Here is a 21,123-nt window from a genome sequence, read left to right as displayed (position 1 = left end):
TCAAGGAAATTGCTCGGTGAATCTCAAGTTTCTGGAAACCTTCGTCTGGGTCGCGCGGCTGAAAAGCTTCCGGCTCACGGCGGAAAAACTGTTCAGCACCCAGGCCTCCATCTCCAGCCGGATCGCGGCGCTGGAGGACGAAATGGGCGTGCGGCTGTTTGTGCGCGATTCCAAAGGCGTGTCGCTGACCAGCGAAGGGTTGCGGGTGCTCGAATATGCGGAACACATCATGGACACCCTGCAAAACATGAAGGCCGCGATCAAGGACCCCAGCCAGGTGCGCGGGCGGATTCGCATCGGCGCCATGGATACGGTGATACACACCTGGCTCAGCCCGTTGGTAACACGGCTGATGAAGTGTTACCCCCATCTTGAGATCGAGCTGACCGCCGAGACCGCAAGCAACCTGTGTTCACAGTTGGAAAAGGGCTATCAGGACATTATTTTCCAGACCGACGTGCTGCGTTTCGACAGCGTGCGCAACGCCATGCTGGCGCGTTATCCGCTGCATTGGGTGGTGCCGGCGGGCTCTGCGTTCGACCGCCCGGACGTGACGCTGGAGGAGATCGCCCAGGCGCGCATCGTGACCTTTTCGCGCAACTCCCGGCCCCATCAGGACATCCTCAACATGCTGCACACCGCCGACATCGTCACCCCGCGCATCAACTGCGTGAACTCGGCCTCGGCGATTACCCGACTGGTGCGCGACGGCTTTGGCATTGGCGCCTTGCCGGTGACGCTGGTGCGTGGGGAACTGGCACAAGGCGTGCTGACCCTCATCGAAAACGTGCCCCTGCCGCCGGTGATGGACATCGTCGCCAGCTGGCGCACCGGCGCGGGGATGGAGTTGGTGGAGGACATCGTCCGGATGACGCGGGAGGTGGTGAACGAGTATGCGCAGGAGATGCCGGTGGGGTTTGTCTTGGAGGCGGGTGAGGATTGAAGAGTGTTGCAGTCGCGGAGCCGGAGGCATATCCCTGTGGGAGCGAATTCATTCGCGAAAAATGTTCCGGACGACATAGATGTGCCAACCCTACCGACGCATCGCGAATGAATTCGCTCCCACAGGGGATGAGCGTTCACGCTCGGGATCGGGGCACTTCCTGAAACGCTGCCCCACCGCTGCTCACACGAAAATTCACGATCCTCCATCGAATTTTCTTGTGTCCCCTAATAATCCCCCCGCCCCTCCAGCAGCGTGTCCAGTAACCACGCCCCTGCCGTACCGAGCTTTTTCTGCCGCGACCAGATCACATCCACTGCCGAGCTGCGCGGCCAGCCAGGGACCTGCAATTCCTTCAAGCGGCCCTGGGCATAACCGCGAACCAGCCAGCGGGGCAAGGCTGACCAGCCGAAGCCGAAGATCGCCATGTCCATCAGCAGCAAGTAATTGGGCGCCGACCACTGACGCAGCGCGCCATCGGGCAGATCGTCGGTCGGGATGCATTCGTCGATGATGGTGTTCAGCCGCAGCGCGCGGTGTTGTGCCAGCGTGCGGTAATCGATGTCGCGGGCGTGCGCGAGCGGATGCTTGTGGGACACGAAGATACCGAAATCGGCACGCTCGGCGATGGTCGCATGGCCCACCTCCGGGGGGTAGCTGGCCTGAGCGGAGAGCAGGCCCAGGCAGGCTCGTCCGGTCTGGATCAGGTTGATCGCATCGCCGTGCTCGGCAAACACGCATTCGAGCTCGATGTCCGGGAAGCGCTGATCCAGCTCGGCCATGCGCACTTCGAATTCAGCGAACTGATTGGCGTCAGACAACACCAGCGTCAGCCGCGGCTCCATGCCCTCGGCCAGACGCCCGGCGGCGCGGCGCAGTTTGTCCGACGCCGCCAACACTTCCTCGATCCGCCCGTGCAGCGCCCTGCCCGCTTCAGTCAGCGCCGGGTGCTTGGATGAACGGTCGAACAGCTCAACCCCCAAGTCGATTTCCAGCCGGGAAATGGCTTCGCTGATGGTCGACTGGCTCTTGCCCAGGCGCCGGGCGGCAGCGCTGAAAGACCCCAGGGTGATGGTCTGGGCGAAGGCTTCAAGGGCTTCTGGGGAGTAACTCATGGCAGGTTCACTCTTCTATCCATCGGTTTTTCCGATGGTAACGATTTTCACTTTAGCCGATTGCCCGCCGACAATGCAGGCCTGCCCGTTACAAAGTGGAAATCATCATGCCTGTTCATAATGCTGCGAAGTCGGCTGTCCCCGCGAAACCCCTCAAGGAGCGTGCCTTTCACGCGCTGCTGTTCGAGCTCATCGGCGTGGTAGTGTTCGCGCCGGGCCTGGCCTGGGTGCTCGGCCAGTCGCTGGGCAAGATGGGCGCCATGACCGTGATGATTTCCACCGTGGCGATGCTCTGGAACATGGTCTTCAATGCCGGTTTCGACCGCCTGCGGGCGCGCCTGGGCTTTGCCATGAGTTTGAAAGCCCGGGCCCTGCACGCGATCTCGTTCGAGACCGGCCTGATCGTCGCCGTGGTGCCGCTCGCGGCGTGGTGGCTGTCGATCAGCCTGTGGGAAGCCTTCCTGCTGGATATCGGCCTGCTGCTGTTGTTCCTGCCGTACACCATGGTGTTCAACATGGCGTACGACAAGGTGCGCGAGCGAGTGGTGACGCGGCCCAATCCGTGTGTAGGGGCGAACCGTTAAGTTTCTGCAGACACAGCCCCTGTGGGAGCGAATTCATTCGCGATGGGACGGTACAGTCAACACACCTGTGTCGCCTGAAACATCTTTCGCGAATGAATTCGCTCCCACAGAAACTCCATCGCCCGTGTCGTCAGATACCGTGCTCGATCCGGCCGGGCATCAAACCAGAAACGGCATCACCTCGGCCAACAACTCATCCGGAATCTCCTCGGCCAGGTAATGCCCGCCGGGCAACGCCTTGCCGCGCACATCGGTAGCGACCTGCCGCCACTCCTTGAGCGGGTCGAAACACTTGCCCACCGTGCCCTCCGCGCCCCACAGCACCAGCAACGGCAATTGCAGATGATTGCCTGCGGCGATGTCGGCGCGGTCGTGTTCCAGGTCGATGGTGGCGCTGGCGCGGTAGTCTTCGCACACGCCTCGCGCGGTGCCTGGCAGTTTGGCGCAGCGCACGTATTCGGCGAACGCTTCGTCAGTGAACGGTGCCAGCCCGGCACTGCGGCTGCCCATGACGCTGCGCAGGTATTGCTCGGGATTGGCCTCCAGCAGCGTCTCCGGCAACGGCGCGGGGCGGATCAGGAAGAACCAGTGCCAGTATGCGCGGGCGAAGGCTTCGTTGGTCTGGCTGTACATCGCAAGCGTCGGCGCGATGTCGAGCAGGGCCATGCGCGTCACGACGTCGGGATGATCCAGCGCCAACCGATGGGCCACTCGCGCGCCTCGGTCGTGGGCCAGTATCGAAAACGTCGGCAGGCCCAGTTCGGTCATCAGCGCCACCATGTCGCGGCCCATTTCACGCTTCGAATAACTGGAATGATCGTCAGTGGCCGGGGGCTTGCTGCTGTCACCGTAACCGCGCAGGTCCGCGGCGACCACGGTGAAATGACGGCTCAAGCGCTCGACGACCTTGTGCCAGATGACGTGGGTCTGGGGGTGTCCGTGCAGCAGCAACAGGCCAGGCCCCGTCCCGCCGATGCGGTAGGCGATCTGCACAGCATTGACCTGACGCTGGGCTTTCTGAAATCCGGCGAACATGGATGACTCCTTGTGATTGTTGCCTCACATGCTAAATCCGTGAGGCTGCACGGCAAGGCGCAAAGCGTGTCGGCGCCGTTCATGAAACGTGTTCGCGAGAAAGCCCAGTCGGCCCGCGAGCAGCGAATTGGTCTGCGAAAAACCCGATCCATTGGCTATTCGGCCTCTGCACACCCCAGCGTAATGTAGTGCCACATCCAGTGACTTTCCCCACTTCTCCAACGGAGCATGCACACATGAACAAACGAATCGCCTGGGCCCAGAAATCGCCAGAAGCGTACAAAGCCATGGTCGGTCTGGAAACCGCGCTGGCCAAATCCGGCCTTGAAAACTCGCTGCTGGAGCTGATTCGTCTGCGCGCTTCGCAGATCAACGGCTGCGCCTACTGCGTCAACATGCACGCCAACGATGCGCGCAAGGCCGGCGAAACCGAAGCCCGCCTGCAGACCCTGAGCGTCTGGGCCGAAACCACTTTCTTCACCGACAAGGAAAAAGCCGTGCTGGCCTGGGTCGAAAGCCTGACCCAACTGTCGATCCACCACGCGCCACAGGATCAGTACGAAGCCCTGCTTGAGCACTACAGTGAAGCCGATGTGACGAACATCACCCTGGCCATCGCCACCATCAACGCCTGGAACCGGTTTGGGGTGGGCTTTGCCATGACGCCCTGACGGCAGCTACGAGCTACGAGCTACGAGCTGCAAGCTGCAGGAAGTCGGCGCAACGGCCGCTTGTAGCTTGCAGCTTGGGGCTCGAAGCTCGCCGCTGCTACACCCGCAGAAAGCGGCCACTGAGCGCCACGCCCAGCAACATCACAGCGATGATCAGAAACGCCACGCCCAGGCTGCTGAGGTGGGCGACAAAACCGATCCCCGCCGGGCCCATCAGAATGCCGAGGTAGCCCAGGGTGGTGATGGCCGGGACGGCGACGTTTTCCGGCATGGTCTTCTGCCGCCCCACCGCGCTGTAGAACACCGGCACGATGTTGGAGCAACCGATGCCCACCAGCGCGTAGCCGCAGAGCGCGGCCTGCCAGTAGGGGATCAAGGTCGCCACGGCCATGCCGACCGCCGCGCACAAACCGCCGAAGAGGATGATCTTGTGCACGCCCAGCCGCCGCACTACCGGGTCGCCGCACAAGCGACCGATGGCCATCGCCAGAGCGAACACCGCGTAACCGAATCCGGCATAGGAAGGTTCGACGCCCCGCTGTGCACTGAGGAACACCGCGCTCCAGTCCAGCATCGCGCCCTCGGTGAGGAACACGGTGAAGCACATCAGGCCGATGAACAGCACCACGCCATGGGGGATCGCGAACGCCGGGCCGCCCGCCTCGCTGCCATAACCGAGCATGTTCGGGCCTGCTTTATATAAGGCCAGGCCGATGAACAACGCGACCAGGGTCATGGTCAGCCACGGCCAGACGCCCACGCTCAGCAATGCCGACACCGCTGCGGCGCCGAGAATGCCGCCACAACTGAACAGGCCATGAAAGCCCGACATCATCGTCTTGCCGCTGGCTCGCTCGACGATGATCGCCTGGATGTTGGTGACACAACCCAGTGCCCCCATGCTGGCGCCATAGACGAACAGCGTCGCCACCATGAGCGGCACGTCCGTGAGGGTGGCGAGCAAGGGAAGGCACAGGCAGGCGATGCTGCCGACCACGACGATGATGCGCCGACAGCCGTAACGGACGGTCATCGCGCCGGCCAGCGGCATGGAAAGGATGGAACCGATGCCCAGGCACAGCAGCAACAAACCGAGGCTGGCTTCGTCGAGCCCCAGACGGCTCTTGGCATAAGGCACCAGCGGCGCCCAGGCGGAAATGCTGAAACCGGTGATAAAGAACGCCACACGCGTGGAGAACTGTTCCAGCCGCCCTGGCACGACCGGTGCCGCGGTGCCGATGGAGGTCATGACTGCTCCCTTGAAAAACATACGCGCCCATCATGGGCCGATGAACAGGAAGCCTAACAAAGGTTGCCGGGATGCCGAAGAGCGGATGTTGAGGGAATTGGCATCAGGAATGCCTCAGCGCTGTCCAGCAGGCTCTCCCTACAGATCGAGCGTCGAACGCGAACCTGCCGTACGCCTCGATACTCGTGGGAGACGTCGGAGGTTACGACGACAGCGAATGCGGCGGGTCAGCTGCAGATGAGTCGTCTGGCACACCGCATTCGCGGCTGTCGCACAGCTCCTGCAGCTCCTACAGGTACGGCGTGAAGCGCAATGTTTCGTCACGCCGCCATACCCGTGGGAGAACCCTGAATCACGCCTTCCAAGGCGACTTGCGAATGATCTCGACAAAATTCATCGGCTTGAATTTCGGATTTTCGTCCACCAGCACATCGGCGTTCACAGTGCCGAAGGTGGTGTCGGGCTTGTCGCGAAAGCCGTTGGCGAAGGCGCACAGGATGCACTCTTTGAACGCTTCACCACGGGGGTGGGCGTGAGTCACGACTTCGCGCTGTTGGTCGCTGAACTGCTCGTAGTTGATGCCCAGCACGTCCATTTCAACGCCTGCGGTCACCAATGCCACATTCGGGCGCAGATGCTCGGGCACGCCTGGCGTGGTGTGCAGGGCAATGGACAGCCAGACCTGTTCGAGATCGCCTTCGGACAACCCGAACGGCTTGGCGAAAGCGCGGGCCGCATTGGCGCCGTCGACTTCGAAGCGCAGGTCCGGGCTGCTGTGTTTTTTCACCAGGCCCAGGTCGTGGAACATCGCGCCGACGTAAAGCTGCTCGGCGTCGTACTTCAGGCCTTTGCGCTCGCCAGTCAACGCGCCCCAGAGGAATACACGGCGCGAGTGGTTGAAGAGCAGATCGTCTTCTTCGTCACGAATGTAGTCGGTGGTGGCGCGAGCCAGGGCGCTGTCAGGGATTTTGATACCGGCGATTTCTTGGGTCATGGCGTTATTCCTCAAGTGGGTCAGGCGGTGTGAAAACGTAGCGAGCGAAGGTAAGACGAGACAAAAACAGGCGAAAAAGCGGAGTTCAGGGTTTCTAAATGAGCATTTTTCGCCTGTTTTTAACGCTGTATTAACGGGTGCAGTAGTTTTCACGCTGCCTGTCGCGCCGGTGTGGCGCGTTGAGGACAAGTCTGAGGGACCGGCATTTCTGCCTCAATCGGCGCACGGTTTCGTTCTCTGCCAAACGTGCATCGTTTACTGCCAGCCCATCTGGGGTTTACCAGAATGCGAGCGAACGGCCGCTGGCGCTTGCGCTAAACTTCGCGCGCTTCCTGCAAGCGGGCCGTCAGAGTCAGGCATCAGAAGGCAATTGCAAACCTATCAATTGAACCGAACCAAGGAGCCCCTGTGTACAAGGGTGTTGCGTTATCGGTCATGGCCTCCTGCCTCTTCGCGGTCATGTACTACTACACCTCATTGCTGAAACCTTTGAGTGGAGAAGAAATATTCGGCTGGCGCATGCTGCTGACCCTGCCCTGCGTGACGATCTTCATGTTGTCGAGCGGGGACTGGAAGCTGGTTCGGGCACTGGGCGCGCGGGTGCGCCAGACGCCAGCGTTGCTGGGAGCGATTGCCCTGTCGGCGTCGCTGATGGGCGTGCAGTTGTGGCTGTTTCTGTGGGCGCCGCTGCATGGGCGCAGTCTGGAGGTGTCGCTGGGTTACTTCCTGCTGCCGCTGACCATGATCCTCACCGGGCGCGTGGTCTATGGCGAGCAACTGTCTCACCTGCAGAAAACCGCTGCCTGCTGCGCCATGGTCGGCGTAGGCAACGAACTGCTGCGCCTGGGGTCGTTTTCCTGGGAAACCCTGGTGGTGTGCCTAGGCTATCCGCTGTATTTCATCCTGCGGCGCAGGCTCAAGACCGACAATCTGGGCGGCCTGTGGTGGGACATGCTGATGATCCTGCCGGTGGCGGTGCTGTTCATCTGCAAGGGCAACCCGAGCGTCGTCGAAACCTACCCGCGCTTCTATCTGCTGATCCCGGTGCTGGGGGCGATCAGCGCGCTGGCATTGGTCAGCTACATCCTTGCCAGCCGCCTGCTGGCGTTCAGCGTGTTCGGGCTGTTGAGCTATGTCGAGCCGGTGTTGCTGGTGGGCGTGGCGCTGCTGTTGGGTGAAAGCATCGGCCGGGACGAGTGGATGACCTACCTGCCGATCTGGCTGGGGGTCATGGTGCTGGTGGCCGAAGGCGCCAAGCATGTGTTGGCGCAGCGGCGGCGTAATAACGCCTGATGGCTGAAGCGGTTCAACCGTGGGTGAGCCTGTTTCGAGGCGGACGCAGACCTCCCTGTGGGAGCGAATTCATTCGCGATGGGTTTGGTAAAGCCGACAGAGATGTATCGTTTGATCATCCGCATCGCGAATGAATTCGCTCCCACAGGGTTCCACCGCGCCCAGGATGAGCCCCCCTCAGTGCCCAAACCGCGCCAGCTGCATCTCCTGCAAACGACTCAATGTGCGGCGAAAGGCAAACGCCAGGTAACCCTCGGTGTACAGATCCTGCATGGGCATCGCCGCTTCGACATACAGCGGCACCTTGCGGTCGTAGCACTCGTCCACCAGCGCAATGAAGCGTCGCACGCCGTCATCGTAAGGTGACAACTGCGGCAGTTCACGATCCCCCGCCACCACTTGCTCCACGCCATCCTCGGTGCCTCGCGCAATGCGGCCTTCACGCTGGGGCGCGCTCAGGGCCGGCACTTCACTGAGCAACACCGCCCGATAGCGATCGCACAATTCGATGAAGTCCATTGCTGCCAGCGGCTGCTCGCACAGGTCCTTGTAGCGGCACCAGACGACGGTCTTGCTGCACCGCACCACCGGCAGATGCCGACGCCCCAACGGCACCGGCCGGATCGACACCAGCTCGCCACTGCTCAGGGCTTCGAACACGTCTACCAGCGCGCTCGGACCTTTGTCTGGGGTGACCCAATAACGTTGCTGCGCCTGACCGGGATGCAGACGATGATCTTCGCCGCCGTCCACCGACACCACGTTCATGTAGTGGTTGATCGCGGTGATCGCAGGGACAAAACGCTCGCGGTTGTGCCCCGTGGAATACAGCTGCTCGGGCAACTGGTTGGAGGTGCAGACCAGCACCACGCCCTCCTCGAACATCGCCCGCAGCAGGCCGCCGAGGATCACCGCGTCGCCGATGTCGTTGACGAACAGCTCGTCGAAACACAGCACGCGCACTTCCTGACCCAGTTCGTGGGCCAGCACCTCAAGAGGCTTGGGGACGCCGGTCAGTTGAAACAGGCGCTGATGCACCCAACGCATGAAGTGATGAAAATGCTGACGCCGCGCCGGGATCTGCAGGCCCTCAAAAAACCGGTCCATGAGCCAGGTCTTGCCCCGCCCCACCGGCCCCCACAGGTAGACGCCCTTGAGCCCGGCATGCCGCTTGCCGTCACGCAGTGCCTGCCAGCAGGCCTGCAATTGCTGCGCGGCGTCGCGCTGGGCGGCGTCTGGCTGAAAACCTTGTGTGTCGACCGCCTGTTGCCAGGCATCCAGTGGAGAAAGCGCACTCATCGAAACGGATCACCGGGGGTTGGAAGGTTGTTCGTGGCGCTTGGAGTACGAAGCCCCCAACAGATAGAAACAGCCGCCTGCCACGATAAAGCCCGCCAGCATATAGAACATGAACGCCGGTGGCTGCGAGGCCAGGGCAAAACCGCACAACACCGGCCCCAGCGCACCACCGAGGTTGGACAGGTTCTGCGCGCCGTAATACATGCCGCGCAGATGGGTCGGCGCGATGCGGTCGATGAACATATACTCGGCAGGGAAGACGATGATCTCGCCCAAGGTGAACACCGCCACAGCCAGTGCCCAATGCAGCACCGTGCTCGAGATCGCGAAGCCCACCACGCCCATCAGGAACAGGCTGAAACCGGCCGTGAGCCACTGATTGAGGTGCTGATGGCTGATATGTTTGCCGACGAAATATTGCAGGCATATCACCACCGCCGCGTTGACGGCGACCACCGAACTGATGACCTGATAGGTGAATTCCGGGGTGCTGGTGGTCACCAGGTACTGGGAGATGTAGGCCGTGAACTGGCCGAACACCACGGCGCTGAGCACACCGCCCAGGGTAAAGCAGACCAGCCGATAGTCCTTGAGCAGAATCCGCCCCACTGCAAGAAACGACACCGGCGCATTCGCCGGGTCCGCCGAACTCAATTTACGGTCGCCGTAGATCGAATAGACCACGAAAAAGCCCAGCCCCAGCGCCGCCGACACCAGGAACGGCAGCTTCATGTTCCAGTGCGCGAGCCCCGCGCCAATGAACGGCCCGACTGCATAGCCGATGTTGATCAACGTGTAGCGCACCGAAAAAACCTTGCTCTGCTCGGCCACTGGCAGCAGCTTGCCGAACGCGGCCTTGACCACGATATCGATCACCGAATAGGCGAAGTTGAACGACACCAGAAACAGAAAGAACAGCCACAACCGACCCGTCAGGCACATGCCGATGAAACCGACGAAGAAGAATCCGGTGAAACACAGGATCAGCCTGTAGCTCGACAGTTTGTCGGTGAGGTAGCCGCCGTACAGGCTCAGCAAGGAGCCGACGATCAGCGCGCTGCCGACTATCATGCCGATGTCGCTGATGCCCAGCGTGAAGTTGGAGGACAGATAAATCACCAGATACGGCAAGGTGATCGCCCGGCCCAGCGTCAGAAACAGCGACGACGACAGCAGGAGATTGACTGAAGCAGGGTAATGTCTGAGCGCGGCGAGCATCGGGGTGCTGTCCTTGGCAATGAGCAGTCATCATTCAAGCCCAGCATCGTTACACAATCGCGCATGACTGCACACTGAGATAAATTCATTTGCCCTTCATATCGGATGAAGCCCTGTGGGAGCGAATTCATTCGCGAGAGGCGGGTATACCCGACACATGTGCGTCGAATGTAAAACCGTCTCGCGAATGAATTCGCTCCCACAGGTTCATCGCTCGGCTCGGGATCACCGTCTGGCTGGCCCGTTTGGCTCACATTCCGTAACATCCACACCCTTTGCATCCCCCGTCCTTCAGGTACCCCATGAAACCCGCCCGCCTGCGTGCCGACGTCCTCGCCGGACTCACCACCTCGTTCGCCCTCGTTCCCGAGTGCATCGCCTTTGCCCTGGTCGCTCACCTCAACCCGCTGATGGGCCTGTACGGCGCCTTCATCATTTGCACCCTCACCGCCCTGTTCGGCGGTCGGCCAGGCATGGTGTCGGGCGCAGCAGGCTCGATGGCCGTGGTGATTGTCGCGCTGGTGGTGCAGCACGGCGTGCAATACCTGTTGGCGACGGTGTTGCTCGGCGGGCTAGTGATGATCGCGTTCGGCCTGCTGCGCCTGGGCAAACTGGTGCGGATGGTGCCGTATCCGGTGATGCTCGGCTTCGTCAACGGCTTGGCCATCGTCATCGCCATGGCCCAGCTGGAACACTTCAAGAGCGGTGAACACTGGCTCAGCGGCACGCCGTTGTATCTGATGCTCGGCCTCGTCGCGCTGACCATGGCGGTCGTCTACCTGCTGCCGCGCCTGACCCGTTCGGTGCCTCCTGCCCTTGTCGCGATCCTCGGCGTTGGCCTTCTGGTTTACATCTTCGACCTGCCGACCCGCACCCTCGGCGACATGGCCCACATCGCCGGCGGCCTGCCAAGCCTCGCCCTGCCGGACGTGCCGTGGAACCTCGAAACCCTGGGCATCATCGCGCCGTACGCCATCCTCATGGCGCTGGTCGGCCTGCTGGAAACCCTGCTGACCCTCAACCTCACCGACGAAATCACCGAAAGCCGCGGCTACCCGGATCGCGAATGTGTGGCGCTGGGTGTGGCCAACATTACCTCGGGCGTGTGTGGCGGCATGGGCGGTTGCGCGATGATCGGCCAGACCGTGATCAACCTCAGCTCAGGAGGCCGAGGGCGTCTGTCGGGCATCGTCGCCGGGGTGATGATCCTGATGTTCGTGCTGTTTCTGTCGCCGCTGATCGAGCGCATTCCGCTGGCGGCGCTGGTGGGGGTGATGTTCGTGGTGTCGCAGCAGACCTTCGCCTGGGCCTCGCTACGGGTGCTGCGTAAAGTGCCGCTGAACGACGTGCTGGCCATCATCGCCGTGACCATCGTCACCGTGCTCACCGATCTGGCCACTGCCGTGCTGTTCGGCATCCTCATCGCCGCGCTGAACTTTGCCTGGCAGCAGGCCCGCGAGCTGTACGCTGACAGCCACCTTGAGCCCGATGGTAGCAAGCTGTATCAGCTGCACGGCACCCTGTTCTTCGCCTCGACCACGACCTTTCTCAGCCAGTTCGACCCGGCCAAAGACCCCGCCGTTACCACCCTGGATTGCCGTCATCTGCGCTTCGTCGACTATTCGGCGATCGCCGCGCTGATGACCTTGCGCGAGCGCTACGAGAAAGCCGGCAAGCACCTGCGCGTGGTGCACCTGTCCGAGCGCTGCAAGAAGCTGCTCAAGCGCGCCGGTGTGCAGCACGCCTGATCTGCGTTAAAGATGCACAGTGGTCGCGCACCACCCCTGGGCATGTGTCAGTTTTTTGTCCCAAAAATACTCACCATTTGTACACAATTATCAGCTGAGGCGTTCTTCAGACGATCCGCCGAACGGATCGGCACCTGCTTTTCAAAGGCTTACAGCCATTTCTTACTCGCCATCCTGACCGCTCGATCAAGTTAGTGGCCCACTTATTGCTCGGGCGCAGTTACTGGCACTGTTCCATCGTGGTTGTGCGCGTGTATTGCGGAGATTTCTATGCCTGTCTGGCGAAAGAGTATTCAGTGGCAATTGACCCTGAGCATGGGGGCTGCGCTGGTGATCAGCAGCCTGATCGTCATCGGCATTTACGCCTTTGCGCTGAACAAACTGACCGACCGCTACCTGTTGCAACAGGCGATGCCGGCCAGCGTCGAAGCGATACGCAACGACCTTGAGCGCCTGTTGGCGGCGCCTCTGACAGCCGCCAGCGACATTGCCGACAACACGCTGGTCTCCGAATGGCTCGGCAATGGCGAAGACCCTGCCCAACAGGCGTCCTTTATCCGCTACCTGGCCAGGATCAAGGAGCAGCACAACGCCCTGACCACCTTTATCGTCGCCAAGGACAGCGGCCACTACATCACCAACAAGGGCGCCGACCGCACGTTGCAGCGGGGCCCGGCCGAGAACGGCTGGTTCTACGGTTTTCTCGACAGCAACAAACAGCGCTCACTGGACATCGATATCGACGCCACGACCAAGGTGCCGACGCTGTTCATTAACCAGCGCATCGCGCACAACGGCACCGTGGTGGGGGTTGCGGGGCTGGGCTTCAGCATGAGCGCGCTATCGCAGATGGTGCGTGATTTCCACTTCGGCAAGGAGGGCCAGGTGTATCTGGTCAGCCCCGACGGCAAGGTCAAAGTGCACCCGAACGCCGACTTCAACGACAGCGAATCCCTGACGCAACTGGTGGGCGATGCCGCTTCCCGCACCCTGCTCAGCCAGAACGGCAACGGTCAGGCGCTGGAGTTCGAACGCAACGGCAAGCCCTATGTGGCGGTGGCCAAACCGGTTTCATCGCTGGGCTGGACGCTGGTCAGCGAAGTGCCTCTGGCGGAAGTCTACGGCCCGGCGAAAGAAGCCCTGACCACGATTTCGGCGATCAGCCTCGCCGTTGTGCTGTGCTTCCTCGGTTTTGTCGCCTGGATTGCGCGGGGCATCGTGCGACCGATTCAGCAAGTGACGACCGCGCTGGTGGACATCGGCGGCGGCCAGGGTGACCTGACTCGCCGTCTGGACGACAGCCGCGCCAACGAACTGGGCGACCTGGCCCGGGGTTTCAACCGTTTTATCGAAAGTCTGCGCTTGTTGATCGGCGACGTGCTGCAGACCAGCGAACAACTGCGCCACAGCGTGGTGGACGTGGCGCGGGTGGTCGACAGCACCTCGACCCGTGCGCTCAAGCAACAGCAAATGACTGACATGGTCGCCACGGCGGTGCATGAAATGGGCCTGACCGTGCAGGAAATCGCCCGCAATGCCGGCGCTGCTGCCGACGTGTCGCGTAATACTCATCAGGAAGCAGTGTCAGCCAAACGCGTGGTCGGCGAATCCCTCAACCACATTCAAAGCATGTCCGACGGCGTAGGCATGGCCGCAGGCGCGGTGGAAAACCTGGCCACGCAAATCTCGACCATCGATCAGGTGCTGAGCGTGATTCGCAGCATTTCCGAGCAGACCAACCTGCTGGCCCTGAACGCCGCCATCGAAGCGGCTCGCGCCGGGGAAATGGGCCGTGGGTTTGCGGTGGTCGCCGATGAAGTGCGCACCCTGGCCGGTCGCACTCAGAGCGCGACGTCAGAGATCCAGCAGATGATGGGCGAGCTGAAAAGCGGCGCCGACGAGGCCGTGACCTCGATGCGTGCAGGCCAGGCGGCGACAGGCACGGGGGTTGAAGCCAGTCGCCGTACAGGTCATTCGCTCGACGCCATCGCCGGCCATGTGGAGGAGCTGACCGATCGCAACCACCAGGTCGCGGCGGCCACGGAGGAACAAAGCACGGTGACGGAAGAGATCAACCGCAACGTGCAGGGTATTGCGGACCTGGCGCAGTCCACCGTCAGCGACGTGAAGACCTGCCGTGAGGACTGCCAGAAACTGTCGCAGAAGGCAGAGCACCTCGCAGCGCAAATGGCGCGGTTCAGGTTGTAAGGCTTTACACCCATTCATCGCAGGAACACAAATCCTGTGGGAGCTACCGGAGCTGTGCGACCGTGGCGAAAGCAGCGGATCAGAAAATTCACCTCTGACTGACACCCTGCGTTCGCTGCCGTCGTAACCTCCGACGTCTCCTACAGGTCTGCGGAGCTGCGAGGGAAAGGGTTTATCCCCAAAGCCCTCGCAGAATGTACTCAGTGCCGACCACCTGCGCATATTCCCCGTGCAGGTTCCCCAACGACATCCCGTGGATCTCCTCGGCACGGCGCGCATTGCCAAAAAAATCGGCGCCATCAAAGGTGTAACAGGCGTCATGAGGCACGATCACCTCGAACCCCAGATTGCCTCCCGTGCGGGCCGTGGACTCAACCGAGTTGTTGGTCACCACGCCGACGATCACCACCTGGTTGATCCCGTCCGCCCGTAGCCAACCTTCCAGAGCCGAATGACAGAACGCGTCCGGCACCTGTTTATGCAGCTCCCCTTCCCCCTCCCATGGCAGAAATGCGGACTGAAATTCGACCCCGGGCTGCCCGGGCCAGAACACCGAATCCGGTGACCGGGAAAAATGCCTGACGTGAATCACCGTACGGCCGGTGTCACGCCAGGCCGCAAGCAGCGCGAGCATATGCTGCTCGGCGTCGGGGTTGTTGCGGCGCCCCAGTTTAGGGTGATTGATGCCGTCTTGCATGTCGATGATGACCAGCGCGGCCTTGCGGGAAATGTCCATGATGTTCTCTGCTCAAATGGCGCTGAAATGCCGCGCCCACTGCTGTACGGCAAACTGCTCGATGATGAAATCGACGAACGCCCGGGTCTTGCCGGGCAATAATTTGTGCTCACTGTAATAGATGCACACGTGGCCGTCCTCGACGTACCAATCAGGTAGCACCCGCTGCAACGCCCCGCTGCGCAGGTACGGCACGGCGAAGGGCATGCTCACCAGCGCCACGCCCAGTCCCTGCTCTGCAGCCAGACAGGCGGCTTGTGAGTCGCTCATGGTCATGCGCACCTTCAGGCGCAGCGGGGTCTGCTCCTGATTGCGGTGAGTGAGGGGCCAGGAGCGAATGCGCCCGGTCTGGGGTGAGCGGATCAGGATGCCGTCGCACTCGCTCAAATCATCGGGGTGCTTGACCTCGGCGTGAGCCTTGAGCCAGTCAGGTGACGCCACCAGCACGCGATGGGCCGGGGCCAACTTACGCGCAACGACGCCTTGAGGCAGGTCGAAACCGCCGCCGATGGCCGCATCGAAGCCCTGCCCGATCAAGTCCACCTGACGGTTATCGAAATGCCAATCGGGGGTGATCGCCGGGTAGCGCCGCAGAAACTCGCCCAGCAGGGGCACTACGTATAAACAGCCGAAGATCGTCCCGACACTGACCTTCAACGTCCCCGCCGGGCTGCCCTCGGCACTGGCCAGATTGGCCACCGCGTTCTGGATGGTGTTGAAGCTGGCGCCCACCTCGCCGAGAAATCGTTGCCCGGCTTCCGTCAAAGTCAGCCGACGCGTACTACGCTGGAACAGCCGCACGCCGAGCCGGGCCTCCAGTTTGGCGACACTCTTGCCCACGGCTGCGGGTGTCAGGCTCAGGCGCCGCGCGGCTTCCGCGAAGCTGCCGACCTCGGCGCTGCGAACAAAGCACTCGATACTGCTGAAGTTTTCCATCGCACTCATTCAAAACTTTTGGTTTACACAGACTATAGCGATTACCCGCTACCGTGAACCTAATCCGCGACAGATACTGATGCCCATCCACTCACTGCTCAATGGTTACAGGAGATCGACATGACTCACCCAACCAACCTCACCGGTCAAGTAGCACTGGTTCAAGGCGGCTCTCGCGGCATCGGCGCCGCTATCGTCAAACGTCTGGCCGAACAAGGCGCAGCGGTAGCGTTCACCTTCGTCAGCTCCGAAGACAAGGCCCGTGCCCTGCAGGACAGCATCACCACTGCCGGCGGCAAGGCCTTGGCGATCAAGGCCGACAGCGCCAGCGAACAGGACATCCGTGGCGCCGTCGACAGCACCGTCAAAGCGTTCGGCGGCCTGGACATTCTGGTCAACAACGCTGGCGTGCTGGCCATCGCCCCGCTGGAAGAGTTCAAACTGGAAGATTTCGACCGGACCCTGGCCATCAACGTGCGCAGCGTGTTCATCGCGACCCAGGCCGCGGCCGTTCATATGAAGGAAGGCGGTCGCATCATCAACATCGGCAGCACCAACGCCGACCGCATGCCCTTCGCCGGTGGTGGCGTGTACGCCATGAGCAAATCGGCACTGGTGGGCCTGACCAAAGGCCTGGCCCGCGACCTGGGCCCACGTGGCATCACCGTCAACAACGTGCAGCCAGGGCCGGTCGACACCGACATGAACCCGGCCAACAGCGACTTTGCCGAAACCCTGCTGGGCCTCATGGCCGTGCCGCGCTACGGCAAGTCCGAAGAAATCGCGGCCATGGTCGCCTACCTGGCCGGCCCTGAAGCGGGTTACGTCACTGGCTCCAGCCTGACCATCGACGGCGGCTTCGGCGCCTGATCCCCTCGCCTCGGCCCCGTAACAAAAGGCCCCGGCTCTGAAAAGACGCCGGGGCTTTGCGCTTTTTGCTTAAGCGCATGAAAAATCTGAAAAAAAGCTTTGCCTTCGAAAGAGACTTCGACTACATTAGCGCGCCTCGACAGACTGAACGTCTGAAGAGCTACGGTGAAGTGTCCGAGTGGCTTAAGGAGCACGCCTGGAAAGTGTGTATACAAGAAATTGTATCGAGAGTTCGAATCTCTCCTTCACCGCCAAATTCTGAAAAGCCCTGTAATTCAATGAGTTACGGGGCTTTTTCTTTTTCAGTTGTACTACTCACTTGTACCACTCAAATCTCGGTCACGGCAGCTGAACCTGTCCCGAGGACCGCTCTGCGGCAAAGCGTTTTTTGCTGACCAAAAAGAAAGCCCCAATGAGGGGCTGTCTGCGTGCTCGTGTTATTTTATCTTGCGCTGTTTACCATGCTCTTCCATCAACCCGGCGAACTGTGTCCACGTGAGGTGATGCTTATTAACGTGGTTCCCGGAAGGTACCCATTCAATATTGCCCTTGCTGATCAAAATGGTACCAAGCTTACCGCCATCCTTTTTCACTTCAATCTCCACATCTTGGTGCTGCACCAATTTTGATTGAAGGTTGATTTTTACTTCGTGAGCCATAACGCCTTTCCATGCGATTTGTAGTGCCTTTATGCTACCACCGCACGATAGCCATTTGGAATCACACGCCCCGCTCACATTTTTACCCGTTTTCATTTCCTCGCCTCATCACCTGACTCAAAATCCCCGGCGGGTTAGCACCTTTGTTTGACCATGCGGGCGAATCGGCCACCTAATACCAAACGTTTATGAAACCCGTACGCCTGACGGTAAAATCCTCGCCAAGCTGCTGAGGGCAATTTGTTCGGGGCGGAAAAAACAGTGATTAGCGGCCCATCTCAGTAACTATGCGGCCTGCGCGCGATTTCCCCTATTCCCACACAATTATACACAGGGTTATCCACAGGCCAGACGTTGCAATTCGTTTTGTAGTCGCATTATCTTGTACCTCATCGCAGCGAGGAACCCTACATATGGGGTCTGAGGTGCGGTGCTCGGGCCTTGAAAGAGGCAGAGGGAAGGAGAAGCTTGCGAATGAACACGATGACGGTCGCCAAACTTAACCGTGTCCATCCGCACCAATCCAGAACCGAAAACCGAAACGAATCGTCAGCTCTGACGGGCATTCATTGAGCCAAATGTGAAAGTGATTAGCAACAGGTAATCACGATTTGATCAATGACCCTGACGGCTGGCTCACAACACGCCGCAACGGGGATATCCTCATGGCTACACTGCTAATCGCCTGTAACGCAGGCAAACTGGGCACCAAACGCCAACGCTTGATTGCTGAAATATACAAATTCGCGGCAACGCGACTCACGCCAGCTGTCTACGCAATACGTACTGACTGCACACCGAAGGAAATCTTCAAGCGTCTCAAACCGTATATTGAGCACGATGAAAGCTTGTATGTATCGGAAATCCAATCGACGGTCGGGCACGGAGACTCAGATGTGAACGACTGGCTTGAGACGCACTTGAACGGACGCACGCTGCACTGATGCATGAGAGCCCCGGAAGCGGGGCTTTTCTTGAGCCGAGGACGATGTGATGCGTATCCCCCCTGAGCAGTGGCATGAGGAAGTTACGAATGCGGTTAACACGCTGAGCGATGAGGTGCAGAAGATCAAAGCATTTCAGGAGGCGAGCGAGCAAGACAAGGCTATCGGATTGCTGATGCAACTCAACGAGAAGCAGATGAATCATGCGTCCAGTTACACAAACCTCATCCTTGTGGCGGGGTATGCGGGTTTTTTCGGATTCTGGACCACGCTGAACAATCGATTACCGGGCAAGGTCTATGCATTGACCGGGTTACTCGCGATTGCCTCCCTTATCCTCTTCATAGGTTGGGAAATCGTGAAGATGGTATGGACGAATATTCATCTCAGGAAGACGAACACCCTCCTCACTGACCCGAAAGTGAAGAACAGACACCTTGAATTATGGGATGCGGCGAACCAATTGTTTAGCGTCAAGACTCACCGCGTTTGGCTGTGCTTTCTCGTTCCTACCTTGCTAACTGGCCTGGGCGCTGGTGCCCTCCTTCTCGGAGGCTTCGGATACCAACTGTGGCAAGCATTCAGCGGCTAATCCCCGCTGGGCTCCCATCCCGATGTGCTGGAATCGCTCTCGCTCCCGAAAAGCAGTTGCGAGTCGTCGAACGCTTTTACTCTCGTATGGAAACAATACAGACGTAATCGTCAGCTCTACCCGCATCATTTAGCAGGCAACTCTCGGCCTCGATAGGACGCTCAATGATTTAGAACTAACCCGACCCCTTGCCACATCCGGTTATTAGCGGGAGTGTGGTGATGCCGCTTGAGCGTTCGATTAGGGGGCCGTGATCGCCAAAGATGACAACGCCCGCAATGATCAAGCTTGGCTACGTCACCATCGGTCGCAGTATCCAACAACAAGCGCCTTAAAACTGCGCGAACTCATTCCCTCAAGGCTTTCTCAAATTGGGCAATGAGCTCCGGCAAGGTCGTTCCCAACACTCTGCAAAGGTCACGAATTTGTACGATGTCGAGTCGCCGTAGACCCCCACGAGAGCGACAGATCAATCCGCAGCGCCAATCATTGAGCCTTGAGAGTCCACAAGACAGGGAATTTTTATGAGAAAGCTTGGCATTTACCTGATGGTCCTGGGAGTAGGAGCACTGCTTTTCGCGTTAGGAATGGATGTTTCTGTTTCCACTGATCGGGACGAGTTAAAAATATCGGATTAATCGCTGACAGGCAGAATTACATACTCCTTGGTGGAATAGCACTGCTTGTCGGCGTGGTTATGATCAATGCAGGAAAATCAAGGCAGGTAGCCTTAGCAGGCTCCCGAACATGCCCTGATTGTGCGGAGATCATTCAAAACGCAGCTGTCAAATGCAAACATTGTGGTGCCGATGTGAATCGTGTCGGTGTTCAAACGACCGATAAAGTTTTCTCGCCAGTCGAGTCCACAGACACTGAAAGAACAATACTTTGGATAGTTCGTGTAATATCATATGTGCTGTTCGCGGCGTTCATTGCCTATTCGATAGTCGGCAGAAGCTAAGTTATCGAAGGGAACTGTCTGAATAGGTAAATTCGTACGATGATCGGACCCCACACACCAGAGAAGCAAGTGCGGTTAGCTTCCATTCTTTCATCCGTACCAATTGCCTTCAGGCCACCATGCGCACATTCCACGATATTAGCTAACGCACTCTGCGCCTTTTTCCACTAAAATTAAATAACCTACCTTGCACTCAATCTTTAACAGGATAGCTAACAATAGCTTGAGCACTCACCATCGCCATCATTTGATCCCCCGATAAACCTGTGTATGGAAAACCGGAATATGGAAAGTGGCCTGATGACAAGTCTACAGTAAGTCTATCATCTGTAAGAGCGAGCTTAGTGGCTCCAGAAGGAAAGATTCCCCTTCCCTTTTCGGTTATGGAAAACGCGAGAGGAAAGAATGACAGAACGCTAATAGTGCAAATATTGCCCTGATTTCTAAATGCAAACATCTTAGCACTTAGATGATGCCTATGCGGATAAAACCAGCAATAGATGTCATGAGATTCGTTTAGAGCAAAGTCGTCTCCCATTACAAAGTTCTGCAAGGGAGTGAAATACGGCGTTTCTATTGGCTCATTCCTGCATTCATCGACAGTTGTTGCCGACAGTATATGACCAATCATAGCTCGACTAAACCTTACAGCATCAACCGGAATAGTCACGTAGTTAAAAGGATTACTTGCATGCTTAAAATGGTGGACCACGAGCTTTGTTAAGCCCTTGTATACCCTCGCAACCTCATCATCGTTTCGGCCTAGGTGTTTGCTATTACAGTCCTTACAGATAGTTTTGAACTTACTTCCATTCGTTGACTTAATACCTTTAACTGGAACCGGATCGACCCCCATTATTTCTGTCAGATGTACTTGCTCAACCTTGCTAATCGACACGCTACCTTGGGGTGGTACATGATCCCAGCTAAGTCTGCCGTATACACCGCAAATCAAACAGTACCCTTCTGAAATATTAGCATGCTTCCATCGCTCGGTCATTTTCTTACTATAGTCACCCATCATTCGCTTCCCATGTGTTCAGCAGGCATATTAGTGTAAATCAGCAT

At 59.2% G+C, this 21,123-nt stretch carries 18 protein-coding genes, 1 tRNA gene and 2 pseudogenes; 11 read left to right on the top strand and 10 right to left on the bottom strand.

Annotation, left to right across the window (positions count from 1 at the left end; translation table 11 throughout):
- The first annotated feature begins 16 nt into the window (after nucleotides 1-16).
- Nucleotides 17-943, top strand: a complete 927-nt coding sequence (locus AC07V9_RS08735; RefSeq protein ID WP_495015326.1) for a LysR family transcriptional regulator — start codon at nucleotides 17-19, stop codon at nucleotides 941-943.
- Between the two features lie 227 nt (nucleotides 944-1,170).
- On the opposite strand, the gene AC07V9_RS08730 is transcribed toward AC07V9_RS08735, so the two are convergent.
- Nucleotides 1,171-2,058, bottom strand: a complete 888-nt coding sequence (locus AC07V9_RS08730; protein ID WP_495015325.1) for a LysR family transcriptional regulator — start codon at nucleotides 2,056-2,058, stop codon at nucleotides 1,171-1,173.
- Nucleotides 2,059-2,165: 107 nt separating this feature from the next.
- Between AC07V9_RS08730 and AC07V9_RS08725 the strand changes: the two genes are divergently transcribed.
- On the top strand, nucleotides 2,166-2,642 hold the full coding sequence (locus tag AC07V9_RS08725) for a multidrug/biocide efflux PACE transporter (RefSeq protein WP_495015324.1): 477 nt from the start codon (nucleotides 2,166-2,168) through the stop codon (nucleotides 2,640-2,642).
- Nucleotides 2,643-2,801: 159 nt separating this feature from the next.
- Here the strand turns inward: AC07V9_RS08725 and AC07V9_RS08720 are convergent, their stop codons facing one another.
- Complete coding sequence (locus AC07V9_RS08720) at nucleotides 2,802-3,677, bottom strand: alpha/beta fold hydrolase (RefSeq protein WP_495015323.1); 876 nt, start codon at nucleotides 3,675-3,677, stop codon at nucleotides 2,802-2,804.
- A gap of 236 nt (nucleotides 3,678-3,913) precedes the next feature.
- On the opposite strand from AC07V9_RS08720, the gene AC07V9_RS08715 reads away from it, so the two are divergent.
- Entirely contained in the window at nucleotides 3,914-4,348 is a 435-nt protein-coding gene (locus tag AC07V9_RS08715; RefSeq protein WP_495015322.1) for a carboxymuconolactone decarboxylase family protein, read from the top strand.
- Between the two features lie 97 nt (nucleotides 4,349-4,445).
- On the opposite strand, the gene AC07V9_RS08710 is transcribed toward AC07V9_RS08715, so the two are convergent.
- Nucleotides 4,446-5,597 (bottom strand): MFS transporter, encoded by a 1,152-nt coding sequence (locus tag AC07V9_RS08710; RefSeq protein ID WP_495015321.1) that lies wholly within the window; start codon nucleotides 5,595-5,597, stop codon nucleotides 4,446-4,448.
- A gap of 352 nt (nucleotides 5,598-5,949) precedes the next feature.
- Nucleotides 5,950-6,591, bottom strand: coding sequence for an HD domain-containing protein (locus AC07V9_RS08705; RefSeq protein WP_495015320.1), 642 nt, complete (start codon nucleotides 6,589-6,591; stop codon nucleotides 5,950-5,952).
- 408 nt (nucleotides 6,592-6,999) lie between these two features.
- Between AC07V9_RS08705 and rarD the strand changes: the two genes are divergently transcribed.
- On the top strand, nucleotides 7,000-7,884 hold the full coding sequence (gene rarD / locus AC07V9_RS08700) for an EamA family transporter RarD (protein ID WP_495015319.1): 885 nt from the start codon (nucleotides 7,000-7,002) through the stop codon (nucleotides 7,882-7,884).
- 177 nt (nucleotides 7,885-8,061) lie between these two features.
- Here rarD and zapE read toward each other — a convergent pair whose 3' ends face one another.
- Together zapE and AC07V9_RS08690 are read right to left on the bottom strand one after the other, a co-directional pair.
- Nucleotides 8,062-9,183: a cell division protein ZapE gene (gene zapE, locus AC07V9_RS08695; RefSeq protein ID WP_495015318.1), complete on the bottom strand. Its 1,122-nt coding sequence runs from the start codon at nucleotides 9,181-9,183 to the stop codon at nucleotides 8,062-8,064.
- Nucleotides 9,184-9,192: 9 nt separating this feature from the next.
- Complete coding sequence (locus tag AC07V9_RS08690; RefSeq protein ID WP_495015317.1) at nucleotides 9,193-10,401, bottom strand: MFS transporter; 1,209 nt, start codon at nucleotides 10,399-10,401, stop codon at nucleotides 9,193-9,195.
- A 302-nt stretch (nucleotides 10,402-10,703) separates the two neighbouring features.
- On the opposite strand from AC07V9_RS08690, the gene AC07V9_RS08685 reads away from it, so the two are divergent.
- The 3 genes and pseudogenes from AC07V9_RS08685 to AC07V9_RS08675 all read left to right on the top strand — a co-directional run.
- The gene (locus tag AC07V9_RS08685; RefSeq protein WP_495015316.1) at nucleotides 10,704-12,149 is read left to right on the top strand and encodes a SulP family inorganic anion transporter; all 1,446 of its coding nucleotides are present in this window, start codon (nucleotides 10,704-10,706) and stop codon (nucleotides 12,147-12,149) included.
- 270 nt (nucleotides 12,150-12,419) lie between these two features.
- Nucleotides 12,420-13,499: pseudogene (locus tag AC07V9_RS08680) on the top strand (HAMP domain-containing protein); the annotation flags it as partial.
- A gap of 291 nt (nucleotides 13,500-13,790) precedes the next feature.
- Nucleotides 13,791-14,357: pseudogene (locus AC07V9_RS08675) on the top strand (methyl-accepting chemotaxis protein); the annotation flags it as partial.
- A gap of 172 nt (nucleotides 14,358-14,529) precedes the next feature.
- On the opposite strand, the gene AC07V9_RS08670 reads toward AC07V9_RS08675, so the two are convergent.
- Together AC07V9_RS08670 and AC07V9_RS08665 are read right to left on the bottom strand one after the other, a co-directional pair.
- Nucleotides 14,530-15,093 carry a cysteine hydrolase family protein gene (locus AC07V9_RS08670; RefSeq protein WP_495015315.1) on the bottom strand — a complete coding sequence of 188 codons (564 nt, stop codon included), beginning with the start codon at nucleotides 15,091-15,093 and terminating at the stop codon, nucleotides 14,530-14,532.
- 12 nt (nucleotides 15,094-15,105) lie between these two features.
- The gene (locus tag AC07V9_RS08665) at nucleotides 15,106-16,029 is read right to left on the bottom strand and encodes a LysR family transcriptional regulator (protein WP_495015443.1); all 924 of its coding nucleotides are present in this window, start codon (nucleotides 16,027-16,029) and stop codon (nucleotides 15,106-15,108) included.
- A gap of 120 nt (nucleotides 16,030-16,149) precedes the next feature.
- Here AC07V9_RS08665 and AC07V9_RS08660 point away from each other — a divergent pair, with 120 nt between their 5' ends.
- Together AC07V9_RS08660 and AC07V9_RS08655 are read left to right on the top strand one after the other, a co-directional pair.
- Complete coding sequence (locus AC07V9_RS08660) at nucleotides 16,150-16,899, top strand: 3-oxoacyl-ACP reductase family protein (RefSeq protein ID WP_495015314.1); 750 nt, start codon at nucleotides 16,150-16,152, stop codon at nucleotides 16,897-16,899.
- A gap of 164 nt (nucleotides 16,900-17,063) precedes the next feature.
- A tRNA-Ser gene (locus AC07V9_RS08655) sits at nucleotides 17,064-17,153 on the top strand.
- Nucleotides 17,154-17,336: 183 nt separating this feature from the next.
- On the opposite strand, the gene AC07V9_RS08650 is transcribed toward AC07V9_RS08655, so the two are convergent.
- Nucleotides 17,337-17,654 carry a hypothetical protein gene (locus AC07V9_RS08650; protein ID WP_495015313.1) on the bottom strand — a complete coding sequence of 106 codons (318 nt, stop codon included), beginning with the start codon at nucleotides 17,652-17,654 and terminating at the stop codon, nucleotides 17,337-17,339.
- Between the two features lie 569 nt (nucleotides 17,655-18,223).
- Between AC07V9_RS08650 and AC07V9_RS08645 the strand changes: the two genes are divergently transcribed.
- Entirely contained in the window at nucleotides 18,224-18,502 is a 279-nt protein-coding gene (locus tag AC07V9_RS08645) for a hypothetical protein (protein WP_495015312.1), read from the top strand.
- A gap of 49 nt (nucleotides 18,503-18,551) precedes the next feature.
- The gene (locus tag AC07V9_RS08640) at nucleotides 18,552-19,094 is read left to right on the top strand and encodes a hypothetical protein (protein WP_495015311.1); all 543 of its coding nucleotides are present in this window, start codon (nucleotides 18,552-18,554) and stop codon (nucleotides 19,092-19,094) included.
- Nucleotides 19,095-20,248: 1,154 nt separating this feature from the next.
- On the opposite strand, the gene AC07V9_RS08635 is transcribed toward AC07V9_RS08640, so the two are convergent.
- Nucleotides 20,249-21,076 (bottom strand): metal-binding protein, encoded by an 828-nt coding sequence (locus AC07V9_RS08635; protein WP_495015310.1) that lies wholly within the window; start codon nucleotides 21,074-21,076, stop codon nucleotides 20,249-20,251.
- Nucleotides 21,077-21,123 lie beyond the last annotated feature (47 nt).

The sequence above is a fragment of the Pseudomonas sp. GW821-FHT02A11 genome, from assembly GCF_059421985.1.
This window is presented reverse-complemented; position numbering and strand designations above follow the sequence as displayed.

Bases quoted from the DNA above. Each gene is read 5' to 3' on its own strand.
- AC07V9_RS08730 (WP_495015325.1), bottom strand. From the start codon at position 2,058: ATGAGTTACTCCCCAGAAGCCCTTGAAGCCTTCGCCCAGACCATCACC.
- AC07V9_RS08725 (WP_495015324.1), top strand. From the start codon at position 2,166: ATGCCTGTTCATAATGCTGCGAAGTCGGCTGTCCCCGCGAAACCCCTC.
- AC07V9_RS08720 (WP_495015323.1), bottom strand. From the start codon at position 3,677: ATGTTCGCCGGATTTCAGAAAGCCCAGCGTCAGGTCAATGCTGTGCAG.
- AC07V9_RS08715 (WP_495015322.1), top strand. From the start codon at position 3,914: ATGAACAAACGAATCGCCTGGGCCCAGAAATCGCCAGAAGCGTACAAA.
- AC07V9_RS08710 (WP_495015321.1), bottom strand. From the start codon at position 5,597: ATGACCTCCATCGGCACCGCGGCACCGGTCGTGCCAGGGCGGCTGGAA.
- AC07V9_RS08705 (WP_495015320.1), bottom strand. From the start codon at position 6,591: ATGACCCAAGAAATCGCCGGTATCAAAATCCCTGACAGCGCCCTGGCT.
- zapE (WP_495015318.1), bottom strand. From the start codon at position 9,183: ATGAGTGCGCTTTCTCCACTGGATGCCTGGCAACAGGCGGTCGACACA.
- AC07V9_RS08690 (WP_495015317.1), bottom strand. From the start codon at position 10,401: ATGCTCGCCGCGCTCAGACATTACCCTGCTTCAGTCAATCTCCTGCTG.
- AC07V9_RS08685 (WP_495015316.1), top strand. From the start codon at position 10,704: ATGAAACCCGCCCGCCTGCGTGCCGACGTCCTCGCCGGACTCACCACC.
- AC07V9_RS08670 (WP_495015315.1), bottom strand. From the start codon at position 15,093: ATGGACATTTCCCGCAAGGCCGCGCTGGTCATCATCGACATGCAAGAC.
- AC07V9_RS08665 (WP_495015443.1), bottom strand. From the start codon at position 16,029: ATGGAAAACTTCAGCAGTATCGAGTGCTTTGTTCGCAGCGCCGAGGTC.
- AC07V9_RS08660 (WP_495015314.1), top strand. From the start codon at position 16,150: ATGACTCACCCAACCAACCTCACCGGTCAAGTAGCACTGGTTCAAGGC.
- AC07V9_RS08650 (WP_495015313.1), bottom strand. From the start codon at position 17,654: ATGAAAACGGGTAAAAATGTGAGCGGGGCGTGTGATTCCAAATGGCTA.
- AC07V9_RS08645 (WP_495015312.1), top strand. From the start codon at position 18,224: ATGGCTACACTGCTAATCGCCTGTAACGCAGGCAAACTGGGCACCAAA.
- AC07V9_RS08640 (WP_495015311.1), top strand. From the start codon at position 18,552: ATGCGTATCCCCCCTGAGCAGTGGCATGAGGAAGTTACGAATGCGGTT.
- AC07V9_RS08635 (WP_495015310.1), bottom strand. From the start codon at position 21,076: ATGGGTGACTATAGTAAGAAAATGACCGAGCGATGGAAGCATGCTAAT.